The following is a 13,634-nucleotide window of genomic DNA, read 5'->3' as shown; positions in this document are numbered from 1 at the left end:
CTGCTGTATTCTACGATCTACTATAGGGGCAGGATAATTACAAAAAGCGGTATCCCGTTCTGGTATTTTACCTGTAATTAAGTATTCTGTCTTCAAACTCCTCAGTTCTGGTAGCCATTGTCGGATATATTTAGCGTCTGGGTCAAATTTTTGGGCTTGACTGGCTGGGTTGAATATCCTTAATGGTTTGGGGTCCATCCCGCAAGATGCACTCCACTGCCATCCTCCATTATTAGCGGAAAGGTCGCCGTCATATAGTTTTTGCATGAAGTATTTTTCGCCCCACTGCCAGTTAATTATTAAGTCTTTGGTGAGGAAACTGGCTACTATCATGCGACAGCGGTTGTGCATCCATCCGGTTTGATTTAATTGTCTCATGGCGGCATCAACGATGGGATAACCAGTTTTTCCCTCACACCAGGCTTGGAAATGTTCTGGTTTATTATCCCACGGGAAGTCTTTAAATGTCTGGCGATGGGGAGCTGATGCTAGTTGTGGGAAAAAATACATGGCATGTTGGTAAAATTCTCGCCATGCTAATTCTTGTTGCCAAGTTTGGATGTTATTGCGAGTTTCCTCTTTCTTACTCTGGTTATAGATAAATGCGGCATTCTGCCAAATTGTACGGATACTGATTACGCCAAATTTGAGGGCGGCACTTAGTTGGGATGTGCCTGGAATTGCTGGTAAATTTCGTTTTTCTTCGTATGCTCCAATAGCAGATTTACAGAATTCTGCTAGCTGGTTTTTGGCTGCGGCTTCTCCTGGAGCTAATAACAGGGGATTAGGCCAATAATAACCCAATTCTTTTGCTGTTGGCAAATCGATTACTCCAGCTTCCTTTGCTAAATTAATTTCATCTTCTGTCAATCCTTCCAGATGGGATGGTTTGGCTAACATGAAACTTTTGGGCTGTTGAATCCAGTTTTTCCAGAAGGGAGTATAAACGGTATAGGGGGAACCTAATTTGGTGAGAATAGTGCCGGGTGGGTGGAGTAATTGATCCCAGGAAGTATGAGATTCAATGCCTTTTTCTTTGAGGGCTTCTGTAACTTTGCGATCGCGTTCTCTGGAATAGGGTTCTACATCTAAGTTCCAGTATACAGTTTTGGCGTTTAGTGCGGCGGCTAGTTTAGGGATTGCTTGGCTAGGCTCACCGTTGAGGATTAATAGTTGACTTCCTGCTTTTTGGTAACTTTCCTGTAATTCTTGTAAGGAACCTATCATATAGGTTACTCTGGCTGGTGCGATATCATCGCGATTTAAAATATTGGGATCTAGACAGAATATACCGATTAATTTGGGGCTTTGGTAGCGGGCGGCTGATAATCCGACATTATCGATAATTCTTAAATCGCGGCGATGCCAAAAGATAATTGTGTTAGACATTTTTGTTTATTTTTTTATCCTTCATCTCCCATAATCAAGAAAATTTACGCTTCAGAAAAGACAACACATCTCCAATAGTTTTCGCACCACTTTTAGCAATTTCCTCATTCAATCCCTCATCAACCCGAAAAGACTTACCCCCACTATTAAAATATACAGTAACCACCGGAAAAGGTTGTGCCCCCGTCCGACCAATTCCTGTAACATACTCAGAAATTGCTATAGTATCCTCAAATCCATCTTTGTTTACATCTGAAAAAGCCACTGCTAACATTTTAAAAAATGTCCAGTTATTGTCAGCTTCAGTAGCCGGAAAAGTATAGATAATTTTACCATATTTTACCAAATTCAGTGACAGTTCAGTTGCGCCAGAAGTATCATCAGAAATAGGCACAAACGTAGAAGAACCAAAATCTCTCAGTTTCACCCGGAAAACTTGCTCTGGAATCAGATTTTCCAAACCTCCTGCACCTGATTTAAGTTCATCAATTTCTGCCGGACTTAACTTTTGGGGTCGATTTAAGTTATTGTAAGGCTGTTTGGGGATTCCTGTTAATTTAAGAGGATACTCAGATTGTCTATTTAATCGCCACTGAATTGCCGAGTTAGCGATGCGAATTGTTTCCTCTGGATTAGCTTTAACTTGTAAAGTATAACGGCTACCTTCCGCATCCCAAGTCATAATCCCAAAGCAATAACCTCCATTGCATACCTGAAGTTTAACTTTATCGATAAAATAGCCAGTAATACCATTAGCCAGAGGGATAATATCTCCTTCTGGCGGGATAGCATCTCCTGTCAATGCTTGGGCTGTAATATTACCAAAAGTACAAACACTTTGACCTTGACAGTCTGGGGTAAAAGCAAATTGCACCCCGTATCCTGAAGGCGTTACTTCATCTAAGATCCAGTAAGCGGAACTTTCAATATTAGTAGGTAATGCGATCGCAAGTTTAGTTTTCGCTTCAACCTGTGCCAATACAGTATTGAAGGATGGGTGTAAACTAACTGGTGATTCTGTAGTTTGGGCTAGATTTTCTTTGAGACTATTGTTGGCAACTGGTAGTTTTTCACTACTACTAGATGCTTCTATTGCTTGAGGTAAGCTACAGCCAAAAGCGATAATTGCACTGACGAGTACTAGCTGATAGAAGCGATATTTTTGAGCTGGCACAAATTATTCTCCTAACGAAAATGATGAAACTATTCTATCTGCGTGTATCTGGATTTATCTCCGGTTAATATTTATAATATCGATACTCACAAATATGATATGATATTATATCATAACCCATAAATCTCATCGCGACAATAAAGCTCGTACTAGTAGAGCGTTCTGAATCTAAATTTTCCTCCCCCACAGTAGATTCAATGTTAAAATAAAACCAGATAAAATACGCTGTTGTCATACCCCTATGGACGTAGCAACCATCACCCTCCCCTCTACTGTAAAATTGAGTATCGATTTAACAGACGAACAGTTTTTCGATCTCTGTCAGAGAAACCGCGATTACCAATTTGAGCGGACAGGATTAGGAGAATTATTAATTATGTCACCAACTGGCAGTGAAACAGGAAATCGCAATATTGAACTAGCATATCAAATCCAAGCTTGGAGTCGTCAGAATAATTTAGGAATAGCCTTTGATTCTTCCACTGGCTTCAAACTCCCCAACGGTGCGGAACGTTCCCCTGATGCTTCTTGGATACGCCGGGAAAGATGGGAAGCTTTAACATCTGCAGAAAGAAAGAAATTCGCCCCAATTTGTCCAGATTTTGTCGTGGAATTGCGCTCGGAGACGGATTCTTTGAAAGACTTACAAGCTAAAATGAGGGAGTATATAGAAAATGGTGCGAAATTGGGTTGGTTAATTGACCGAAAAAATAAGCGTGTGGAGATTTATCGCCCAGGTAAAGATGTGGAAATATTACTATCTCCTGTTAGTTTGTCTGGAGAAGATGTCTTGCCGGGATTTGTATTGGATTTGAATGGTATTATGTAAGAGATTGCACCAGGAAATACGGCGCTTAAGCGCCTACTACGAACGGAATTGACAAAAATTATGACTAATTATTCCCCAGCCCGAAAAATTTGCCCCGCTGTCAAATTTAATTCTGGAAATACCAGTGAATAAATAGGCTCATCTTCCCGAAACTGTGTAACCTGATACTCTCCTTCCACAAGCTGATAAATTGAAAGAGTTGGTTGTTTAGGAGAACCGATATATCGCCTACCACCCAATCCTAAGTAATCGACAATCCAATATTCAGGAATACCAATTTCTTCATAGTCTCTCACCTTAGTCAAATAATCATCGCGCCAATTAGTGCTAACAACTTCCACTGCTAATTTTACCGATTTACCGTGTAAAATGGTTGATGATTTTTTCCATAAAGGTTCATTAGGCAATTCTTCTTTATCCAAAACTAGCACATCTGGCTGATAACCAGAATTAGCATTTTCCGGTTTAACAAGGTATGTTCTAGGTATAAAATAGGGCAAGTTTAGACGATCGATTTCCACATTAAGCTTGCGGTTCATAAAAGCCGCCACTTCTTCATGCTCTCCAGTAGGATTCATTTCAATAATTATACCCTCATATAATTCATAACGTCCTTTTCCATCTGGATACCATGCCAGAAACTCTTCAAAAGTTATTGTTTTAACTACAGCTTGAATCATCGGATTTTGCCATTCATTCAATTAACTATGATTCTGGGAAAAAATCAGAATCTAAAACTTCGATAGATTGGTAAGGACAAACTTGGGGAAATATCTCCACTGACAATCCTGTTTCCGCCATAGCTATTTCCACCGCATCTAAATAACATTCAGCCAATATCTCTTCTAGGTAAGACTTTAGACTGGGAGATTCTTTTAGCGCTTTACGAATGCGGCGGCGATGTTCAGCGATACTACCTTTCCAACTACCACTGCGGAAATTTGGTTGATATTGCCACTTAAGTAAGTGAGTTATAATTACAGTTAGATTACTCTCTAAACTTCTACGTTCACTTCGCGCCATATCCCCTATTTCCTCAATCAGATTTTCCCAGTCGATGTTTGAGTAATCCTCCATCTGCAATTGTGCCAATGTGGTTTCAATCCATCTTAGGTAATCTGTTTCGTACAAACTTTGTTGCTTGGTTTCTATTTCTGTTGTCATAACGGTTTTGTGGCAAAATATCTTAACCAGATTACTTTAGCTCTGTTGCATAAATCCTGAAAACCCCTCCCCAACCCTCCCCTTATTAAGGGGAGGGAGCTAGTTTTCGCTCTTGGCAAGGGGGGGAATTTCGACTTGAAGGTTCAGTTTATATCTTATTAGTTGATAGTAGGCGATGGCAGCGTCTACTACGAACTGATATTTCAGTTTTCATGATGAGGCCGCAAAAACCAGATCTACCGTTAATTCCCAACCTGGAACGATATCAGATACTATCCTCATTTCACCTGTAAAAACAGTATCCTCATACTGCCCTTCTACCCACTTACAAACAGTAATTTGTTTCATTTCCGGATCGACAATCCAATATTCAGCAATACCTCTAGCGGCATATTCTGTCCGTTTGTAGCGATAATCGCGGGCGCGATTTTCACTTCCGGGACTGACAATTTCAATTACTAGTGCAGGTGGCGGCATATCGCGGGTAATGAGGTTGCGATTATTACCAATTAAAGCGGCTTTAGACGCTTCGGTATGGACTAATAGATCCGGTAGCCTACAAGTGGCTCTTCTCCCGCTAACTTCAACTTCAATATCCTTATAAGCAAGTAAAGCAATTGGAAAATGCTTTGCTAACTCAAACAGGATAAATTTGGCAAGATCGCAATTCTCTTGGCTTTCAGTCGGCATTTCCACTAACTCCCCATCCACAAGTTCATAGCGCGTATCGGTGCCATCATCGTAGGCGAGAAATTCCTCAAAGGTTAATAGCGTTTTCGGTGCGACAGTTTGCATCATGAGATTTAACCTACATCGGTGCTAGGGCTATTTTAACTTAAAGACCACACTGATAGCTAAGATTCCCGACTTCTGTGAGAAGTCGGGGAGCTGAATGTGACTCGCAAGCGATCGCACAATCGAACTAAAACACCTCTCAAGCAATATAAAGGCTTCAAATAATTGTAGTCATGTATTAATAACTTACACCAGTTATCTCCTATTTCCTCAATCAGATTTTCCCAGTCGATGTTTGAGTAATCCCGCACCTGCAATTGTGCCAATGTGGTTTCAATCCATCTTAGGTAATCTGTCTCGTATAAACTATTGCGGTTGGTTTCTAATCCTGTTGTCATAATAGTTTTGCGCTCAAATCGTTGAACCAGATAGCTTTATTTTAATCAAAAAAGTTTAATTTATTGACTTAGATATTCCACCAGTTGCCACAACCCGCCAGTGGTTAAAACCACTGTCTAATAGCTGAAGTCCGTTAAAACGGACTAAAATATTTATCAATAGTCGGTTTTAACCGAGATCTTGCACCAATCTCAATAACCGTAGGGTGGGCAGTCCCCACTAACGTAATCATCAGCTTTTCAAGCTATATTGGGGACTGCCCACCCTACATAAAACTCTTTGTTGACAATGGTGCAAGATCTCAATTTTAACCGACTTAAACTATAAGACAGAGAATTAATTCTCTGTCTGGTTTGTCCAGAGACTCACAATGGTGCAAAAACATCAGCTACCGTTAATTCCCAACCTGGAACGATATCTGATACTATCCTCATTTCACCTGTAAAAACAGTATCCTCATACTGCCCTTCCACCCACTTACAAACAGTAATTTGTTTCATTTCTGGGTCAACAATCCAGTATTCAGCAATACCTCTAGCGGCATATTCTGTCCGTTTGTAGCGGTAATCGCGGTTACGATTTTCACTTCCGGGACTGACAATTTCAATTACTAGCGCAGGTGGCGGCATATCGCGGGTAATAGTAGCACGAGTTGCACCTGTTAATGCAGTTTTTGACTCCTCTGTGTGGACTAGCAAATCGGGGATGCGACATGTGGCACGTCGCCCCATTACTTCTACTTCAGTGTCTTTGTGGGCAACAAGGTAGAAAGGAAATATTTTGAACAGTTGTGCCAATAAAAATCTAGCAATATTGTTATTTTCTTGGCTTTCAGTTGGCATTTCCACTAATTCTCCATCGACAAGTTCATATCGCGTATCGGTACCATCATCGTAGGCAAGAAATTCCGCAAATGTTAACAGTTTGGTTCGGATGACAGTTTGAATCATGGGATTTACCCTACATCGGTGCTAGGACTAGTTTAACTTAAAAACAGAATGATAGTTAATTTTATTAGTTCGTAGTAAACGATTAATCGCCTACTACAAACTGATATTAGGGTATTATGTAGGGGATGCGATCGCAAATAAAGATCCCTAGCCCGATATCCCGCCAGCCCGTCAGTGGTTTTAACCACTGGCTAATAGCTCAAATCTGTTAAAACTGATAACTTGCAGCAGTCGCGATAACCCGACAGTGGTTCAAACCACTGTCTAATAGCTGAAGTCAGTTAAAACTGACTGGAATCAGAATTTCCGTCAGTTTTAACTGACTTGAGTTTTTTGTAGGGTGGGCACTCCCCTGGAGAAGTTGAAAAGCTGATGATTACGTTAGTGGGGAGTGCCCACCCTACCGTTATTGAAACTGGTGCAAGATCTGAGTTAAAACTGACTGGAATCAGAATTTCCGTCAGTTTTAATGGACTTGAGCTATGAGCCGTAGAATTAATTCTACGGCGGGTTTTCTGGCTTATTGACAAGGGTGGAAGTTATGAGTTAAAAATGATAACTTCCAGAGGGGATTTAGGTGTAAAATTAGCCGATCGCAAAATAGCCATAAAACACTCCCCAAACTATCCCTTTAGCTAAAGGGTAAATTTTTTGTCACAATACTAGAGTTTGTCAGTAAAGGTACAAGCATGGCATCGATTCGCGAGTTGCACCAACAACTCATCACAAAACAACGCTCCAGTGTCGAGATTACCCAAGCAGCACTAGACAGGATTCAGGCACTAGAGCCGACAATACATAGCTTTTTGCATGTCACCCCAGAATACGCCTTGGAAATGGCACAACAAGTGGATGGCAAAATCGCGGCAGGAGAAGATATTGGACTTTTAGCAGGAATACCTATTGCTATTAAGGACAATATGTGTACTAAAGGAATTCCCACCACCTGCGCCTCTCGCATTTTGGAAAACTTCGTCCCCCCCTACGAGTCTACCGTGACGCAAAAGCTCAAAGATATGGGCGCAGTAATGGTAGGAAAGGCGAATTTAGATGAATTTGCCATGGGCAGCTCCACAGAAACCTCTGCCTATCAGGTTACCGCGAACCCGTGGGATGTCTCTCGCGTACCTGGAGGCTCATCTGGGGGTTCCGCAGCCGCCGTCGCTGCTGAGGAAGCTGTGGTATCTTTGGGTTCGGATACAGGGGGTTCGATTCGCCTCCCTGCCTCCTACTGCGGGATTGTGGGGATGAAACCGACTTATGGGTTAGTATCTCGTTACGGTTTAGTAGCTTATGCCTCTTCTTTGGATCAAATTGGACCATTTAGTAGGAGTGTAGAAGATGCGGCTATTTTACTGAGTGCGATCGCAGGTTACGATCCTAATGATGCCACAAGTCTGAAAGTCGAAATCCCAGATTACACTCAATTTCTCACACCCAATTTAAAAGGGATTAAAATTGGCATTATTACAGAAACCTTTGGCGAAGGATTAGATCCAGTTGTCGCCGAAACAGTGAATAATGCGATCGCACAACTAAAAAGTTTGGGTGCAGAAATTCAAGAAATCTCCTGTCCCCGCTTCCGCTACGGCTTACCCACATACTATATTATTGCACCAAGCGAAGCTTCCGCCAACTTAGCCCGTTATGACGGGGTTAAATATGGTTTCCGAAGTGAGAATCCTGATAATCTTCTCTCCATGTACAAAAAAACTCGCGCCATGGGATTCGGTGCAGAAGTCAAACGACGAATTATGTTAGGCACTTATGCCCTATCTGCTGGCTATTACGATGCCTATTATCTCAAAGCACAGAAAGTCCGGACTTTAATTAAAGAAGACTTTGAGAATGCCTTTGAAAAGGTGGATATTTTAGTTTCTCCCACTGCCCCGACTACAGCATTTAAAATAGGAGAAAAAACTGCAGATCCTTTGACAATGTATCTCTCCGATTTAATGACAATTCCCGTTAACTTAGCCGGATTGCCGGGGATGAGTATTCCCTGTGGTTTTGATGACAATGGAATGCCGATTGGTTTACAATTAATCGGGAATGTTTTACGGGAAGATCGGATCTTTCAGGTGGCTTCTGCTTACGAGCAATCTACGGAATGGCATAAGCAGAAGCCAGCTTTGAGTTAAGGTTTATGAGGTTATTTTCTATACCGCTTAACTTTTTTTGAAACGCAGAGGTACGCAGAGGAGGGGGAGGAGGTACGCAGAGATTTGTTGGTTAATATTGGGATAAAATAAAGTCTCTGCGTACCTCTGTGTTTACCTCTGCGTCCCTCTGCGTTAAAAAAAAGAATCTTAAGCTAAAATCGTAAAATACTATCTCAAGCCAAACCCCATGTCATTCGTCGGACTCCACATTCACAGCGATTACAGCTTACTAGATGGTGCATCTCAGCTACCGCAATTAATAGATAGAGCGATAGAATTAGGAATGCCTGCGATCGCACTTACGGATCATGGTGTAATGTACGGTGCAATCGAGTTAATTAAGGTGTGCCGCACTAAAAATATTAAGCCTATTATCGGGAACGAGATGTATGTCATTAACGGTGACATTGAAGAGAAAACTAAGCGTCCCCGTAAATATCATCAAGTTGTTTTAGCTAAGAATAACCAAGGTTACAAAAACTTAGTCAAATTGACGACAATTTCTCACCTAGAGGGAATGCAAGGCAAAGGAATTTTTCAACGCCCTTGTGTTAATAAAGAACTCCTCAAGCAGTATAGAGAAGGTTTAATTGTTACCAGTGCTTGTTTAGGTGGTGAAGTGCCTCAAGCAATTCTGAAAGGCGATCTAAAACTAGCTCGTGAAGTGGCTGAATGGTACAAGAAAGTATTCGCTGATGATTATTATCTGGAAATTCAAGATCATGGTTCAGTAGAGGACAGAATTGTTAATGTTGAAATTATTAAAATTGCTCGCGAATTAGAGATTAAGTTTATTGCTACGAATGACTCTCATTTTATCTCTTGTTACGATGTAGAAGCTCATGATGCTTTGCTTTGTATTCAGACGAACAAGCTATTAACTGAAGATAAGCGGATGCGTTATAGCGGGACTGAATATCTTAAGTCTGCTCAAGAGATGGCGAGGTTATTTCGAGATCATTTGCCAGATGATGTAATTCAAGAGGCAATCTCAACTACTTTAGAAGTAGCAGATAAAGTCAAGCCCTACAATATTATGGGGGAACCTCGCATTCCTGATTACCCTGTCCCTGGCGGCCATACTGCTGATACTTTTGTCGAGAAAATAGCTTGGGATGGATTACTAGATCGATTAGGATATCGCTCTCGTAGTGAAGTTACTCCTGTCTATAAACAGAGGCTCGAATATGAGCTAAAAATGATCGAGCAGATGGGTTTTTCTACCTACTTTTTAGTAGTTTGGGATTATATTAAGTTTGCTAGAGATCAAAAAATTCCTGTGGGGCCAGGAAGAGGTAGTGCGGCGGGTTCTCTTGTTGCTTATGCTCTCAAAATTACTAATATCGATCCAGTACATCACGGACTTTTATTCGAGCGTTTTCTTAATCCGGAACGGAAATCTATGCCAGATATCGATACTGATTTCTGTATTGAAAGACGGGATGAGGTAATTGAATACGTTACAGATAAATATGGCAAAGACAGGGTGGCGCAGATTATTACATTTAACCGGATGACATCGAAAGCTGTCTTAAGAGATGTGGCTAGAGTATTAGAAATTCCCCTACCAGAAGCCGATAAAATGGCAAAAATGATCCCAGTTTCGCGGGGAAAACCAGCCAAACTAGCGGAGATGATTTCCGATGAAACACCTGCACCAGAGTTTAAACAAGCATATCAAACTGATGAAAGAGTGCGCCGTTGGATAGATATGGCGATTAGAATTGAGGGGACTAATAAAACTTTTGGGGTACATGCTGCTGGTGTGGTGATTTCTGCGGAACCACTGGATCAAATTGTCCCGTTACAAAAGAATAATGATGGCTCTGTCATTACCCAGTATTTTATGGAAGATTTGGAATCAATGGGATTGTTGAAAATGGATTTTCTCGGGTTAAAAAACCTGACGATGATTCAGAAAACAGTGGAATTGATTCAGCAGAAAACAGGTCAAGTTATCGATCCAGATAGTTTTACATCGGAGGAAAGAAATGCCCAGGAAAGATTTACTAGAATTAAAAAACTACCCGAAGATGTGGAAAAGACTTATAAAATATTAGAGGAAGGCAATTTAGACGGTATTTTTCAATTGGAATCTTCTGGAATGCTTGATGTGGTGAAAAAACTTAAGCCGTCAAGTATTGAAGATATTTCCTCTATTTTAGCATTGTATCGACCAGGACCATTAGATGCTGGTCTGATTCCAAAATTTATCGATCGCAAACACGGAAGAGAAGCTATTGAATACGAAGATCCCAAATTAGAACCAATTCTCAGAGAAACTTATGGGATTTTGGTTTATCAAGAATCGATTATGAGAATGGCTCAGGATTTGGCTGGGTATACTTTAGGGCAAGCTGACTTATTGCGGCGGGCTATGGGAAAGAAGAAATCCTCAGAAATGCAGAAGCAACGGCAAGCATTTATTGAAGGTTCAACTAAGAATGGAATTAGGACAAAAATAGCAGAAGAATTATTTGCGCAGATGGTAAAGTTCGCCGAATACTGCTTAAGCTATGATACGGAAATACTAACCGTTGAATATGGTGCAATCGCCATCGGAAAAATTGTCGAGGAAGGTATTAAATGCACGGTGTATAGTATTGATAATAATGGATATGTATATACTCAACCTATTGCTCAGTGGCACAATCGCGGTGAACAAGAAGTTTTTGAGTATTCTTTAGAAGATGGCTCTATTATTAGAGCAACTAAAGATCATAAATTTATGACTGAGGATAGTCAGATGTTGCCAATTGACAAAATTTTTGAAATGGGGTTAGAATTAAAGAAAATTGATCGAAACTAGCTCTATACTAATGTCAACAACGTATAGCCATTTGACCGATTGCCAAATCCAGCAAATTGTCGATCTATTTAATCGAGGATAAAAATTGATCTTATTTTAAGGAGCTACAAACGTGGTTAAAATTGTAAGTCGAAAATCATTGGGAACTCAGGATGTTTACGATATAGGTGTGGAAAGGGATCATAACTTCATCCTCCGAAATGGATTAGTAGCCTCTAATTGCTTCAATAAATCCCATTCAACTGCCTATGCCTATGTCACATATCAAACAGCCTATCTTAAAGCTAATTACCCCGTTGAATATATGGCAGCTCTCCTAACTGCCAACAGCGGACATCAGGACAAAATTCCCAAATATATTGCCACCTGTGGCAATATGAAAATTAACGTGGAACCCCCTAATGTTAATCGATCTGGAATTGATTTTACCCCAGCAGATGACCAAATTTTATTTGGACTTTCAGCCGTGCGTAATCTGGGAGAAGGGGCGATTGAATGTATTTTAGCAGCAAGAGGAAAGGATGGAGATTTTAAATCACTGGCAGATTTTTGCGATCGCGTCGATTTGCGCACTGTCAACCGCCGCGCCCTCGAAGCGCTCATCTACTGCGGTGCATTTGATACTCTTGAAAATAACCGTAAGCAATTAATCGACGATCTAGATTTAGTCATGAGTTGGGCTGGAAAACGTGCCCAAGATAGACTCAGCGGACAAGGAAATCTATTCAATTTCTTTGACGGTGTAGAAAATGCTAAATTTGGTCTTGAATCTGCTCCTAAAGCACCCAAAACTAAGGACTTTCTCCCATCTGAAAAATTAAAGTTAGAGAAAGAATTACTAGGTTTCTATATTTCCGATCATCCTCTCAAATCTGTCCAAAAAGTAGCTCAGATTTTCGAGCCAATTAGTCTATCCGACTTGGAATCTCAATCAGCAAAAGCAAGTGTTAGTGCGATTGTCATGTTAAATGCGGTCAAAATAGCAATCACAAAAAAAGGGGATCAGATGGCTATTCTCCAATTAGAAGATATCACTGCTCAATGCGAAGCTGTTGTTTTCCCGGAAGCCTATCAACGAATTAGTTCACAGCTAGTGGATGAAGCTCGCCTAATTATTTGGGGTAAAGTAGATCGCAAAGATGATAAAGTTCAGTTGATTATTGATGATGCTGAACCGATTGAAGAAGTAAAAATGGTGAGGATACAACTAACACCTCAGCAAGCTTGCGATACCTCACAACAGCATCGATTGAAAACTGTTTTACAACAACAATCTGGCGACATGAAAAAATCGAGAGTACCCGTGGTAGCGATGATTGTTGGTGGGGAAACTGGGAAACTTGTGCGATTCAATCGTAAATTCTGGGTGCGAGATAGCCAAACTGCGGTTTATGCCCTTAACGCTGCCAATTTTACTGCTTACTTTTGCGGGATCTCCAGCATTTGACAACCTAAATGAGTTCTATTGCAGCAAGCTAAAAAAATGGGATAGTCTACTAACTAGACTACAGCTTATCCTAAAAAAACTTACTCGCGAGTTGCGCTGCTGCAAGCAGATTCCACTAGCCCGAAAATAGAATAGTTAATTTTGAAAAAATTAATGCTAAAATGGAGATATCTCGATTTGATAATAACCCCAAGGATTAATCCCCGGAGCGTTATGCCATGCCCCAAGAAATGCTAGAAAAAATTGCCGCTGAAGTGCAACTCTTCAACACGCTAGAGCAAAAAGAAAATTTTCTTTTCCTCCTCGGTGCGCTCTCTGCCAGAATTGTCAGCCTCAAAAAAGCGGCGGAAATCTTGAACCTCGAACCAGAATCTCTCTTGAAAATCCTGGAACTAATGGGGATCGAATTCTATTACCTCACCCAATCTGACATCGCTACTGAGAGAATATGGTGATGAAAATTGCCTTCAACACCTCGCCTCTAATTTTTCTGACTCGGATGGAGATATTAGCAGCTTTTCTCACCAAAAAATTGGGTCTGAAGCCCCGTCCTTCTAGGGCGGCTTTTTATTCGCT

At 40.8% G+C, this 13,634-nt stretch carries 11 protein-coding genes and 1 pseudogene; 5 read left to right on the top strand and 7 right to left on the bottom strand.

All coding sequences use genetic code 11. From position 1 onward, the window contains the following. Together NJ959_RS16135 and NJ959_RS16130 are read right to left on the bottom strand one after the other, a co-directional pair. Positions 1-1,389, bottom strand: a 1,389-nt coding sequence (locus NJ959_RS16135; protein WP_254012761.1) for an FAD-binding domain-containing protein, incomplete at its 3' end; no start/stop codon positions are given. Between the two features lie 34 nt (positions 1,390-1,423). After that, the gene (locus NJ959_RS16130) at positions 1,424-2,563 is read right to left on the bottom strand and encodes a hypothetical protein (protein WP_254012760.1); all 1,140 of its coding nucleotides are present in this window, start codon (positions 2,561-2,563) and stop codon (positions 1,424-1,426) included. A gap of 241 nt (positions 2,564-2,804) precedes the next feature. On the opposite strand from NJ959_RS16130, the gene NJ959_RS16125 reads away from it, so the two are divergent. Then, a complete protein-coding gene (locus NJ959_RS16125) occupies positions 2,805-3,392 on the top strand; it encodes a Uma2 family endonuclease (RefSeq protein WP_254012759.1) in 588 nt (195 codons plus the stop codon). Between the two features lie 68 nt (positions 3,393-3,460). Here the strand turns inward: NJ959_RS16125 and NJ959_RS16120 are convergent, their stop codons facing one another. The 5 genes and pseudogenes from NJ959_RS16120 to NJ959_RS16100 form a co-directional block, all read right to left on the bottom strand. Next, positions 3,461-4,072, bottom strand: coding sequence for a Uma2 family endonuclease (locus NJ959_RS16120; RefSeq protein ID WP_254012758.1), 612 nt, complete (start codon positions 4,070-4,072; stop codon positions 3,461-3,463). A 25-nt stretch (positions 4,073-4,097) separates the two neighbouring features. Beyond that, complete coding sequence (locus tag NJ959_RS16115; RefSeq protein ID WP_254012757.1) at positions 4,098-4,556, bottom strand: DUF29 domain-containing protein; 459 nt, start codon at positions 4,554-4,556, stop codon at positions 4,098-4,100. Positions 4,557-4,766: 210 nt separating this feature from the next. Then, positions 4,767-5,354 carry a Uma2 family endonuclease gene (locus tag NJ959_RS16110; RefSeq protein WP_254012756.1) on the bottom strand — a complete coding sequence of 196 codons (588 nt, stop codon included), beginning with the start codon at positions 5,352-5,354 and terminating at the stop codon, positions 4,767-4,769. Positions 5,355-5,554: 200 nt separating this feature from the next. Continuing rightward, positions 5,555-5,689, bottom strand: a pseudogene (locus NJ959_RS16105) (DUF29 family protein); the annotation flags it as partial. A gap of 366 nt (positions 5,690-6,055) precedes the next feature. Further along, positions 6,056-6,640, bottom strand: coding sequence for a Uma2 family endonuclease (locus NJ959_RS16100; RefSeq protein WP_254012755.1), 585 nt, complete (start codon positions 6,638-6,640; stop codon positions 6,056-6,058). Between the two features lie 689 nt (positions 6,641-7,329). Between NJ959_RS16100 and gatA the strand changes: the two genes are divergently transcribed. The 4 genes from gatA to NJ959_RS16080 all read left to right on the top strand — a co-directional run bounded on the left by gatA (position 7,330) and on the right by NJ959_RS16080 (position 13,513). Further along, the gene (gatA, locus tag NJ959_RS16095; protein ID WP_254012754.1) at positions 7,330-8,781 is read left to right on the top strand and encodes an Asp-tRNA(Asn)/Glu-tRNA(Gln) amidotransferase subunit GatA; all 1,452 of its coding nucleotides are present in this window, start codon (positions 7,330-7,332) and stop codon (positions 8,779-8,781) included. 208 nt (positions 8,782-8,989) lie between these two features. Next, positions 8,990-11,611, top strand: coding sequence for a DNA polymerase III subunit alpha (locus tag NJ959_RS16090; RefSeq protein ID WP_254012753.1), 2,622 nt, complete (start codon positions 8,990-8,992; stop codon positions 11,609-11,611). A gap of 112 nt (positions 11,612-11,723) precedes the next feature. Next, on the top strand, positions 11,724-13,058 hold the full coding sequence (locus NJ959_RS16085) for a helix-hairpin-helix domain-containing protein (protein WP_254012752.1): 1,335 nt from the start codon (positions 11,724-11,726) through the stop codon (positions 13,056-13,058). A 218-nt stretch (positions 13,059-13,276) separates the two neighbouring features. Then, on the top strand, positions 13,277-13,513 hold the full coding sequence (locus NJ959_RS16080; RefSeq protein ID WP_254012751.1) for a hypothetical protein: 237 nt from the start codon (positions 13,277-13,279) through the stop codon (positions 13,511-13,513). The last annotated feature ends 121 nt before the right edge of the window (positions 13,514-13,634 follow it).

It is taken from the genome of Limnofasciculus baicalensis BBK-W-15, assembly GCF_024178385.1.
Lineage (GTDB): Bacteria > Cyanobacteriota > Cyanobacteriia > Cyanobacteriales > Coleofasciculaceae > Limnofasciculus > Limnofasciculus baicalensis.
The sequence above is the reverse complement of the archived record's forward strand: the minus strand, read 5'-3'. Positions and strand labels throughout refer to the sequence as shown.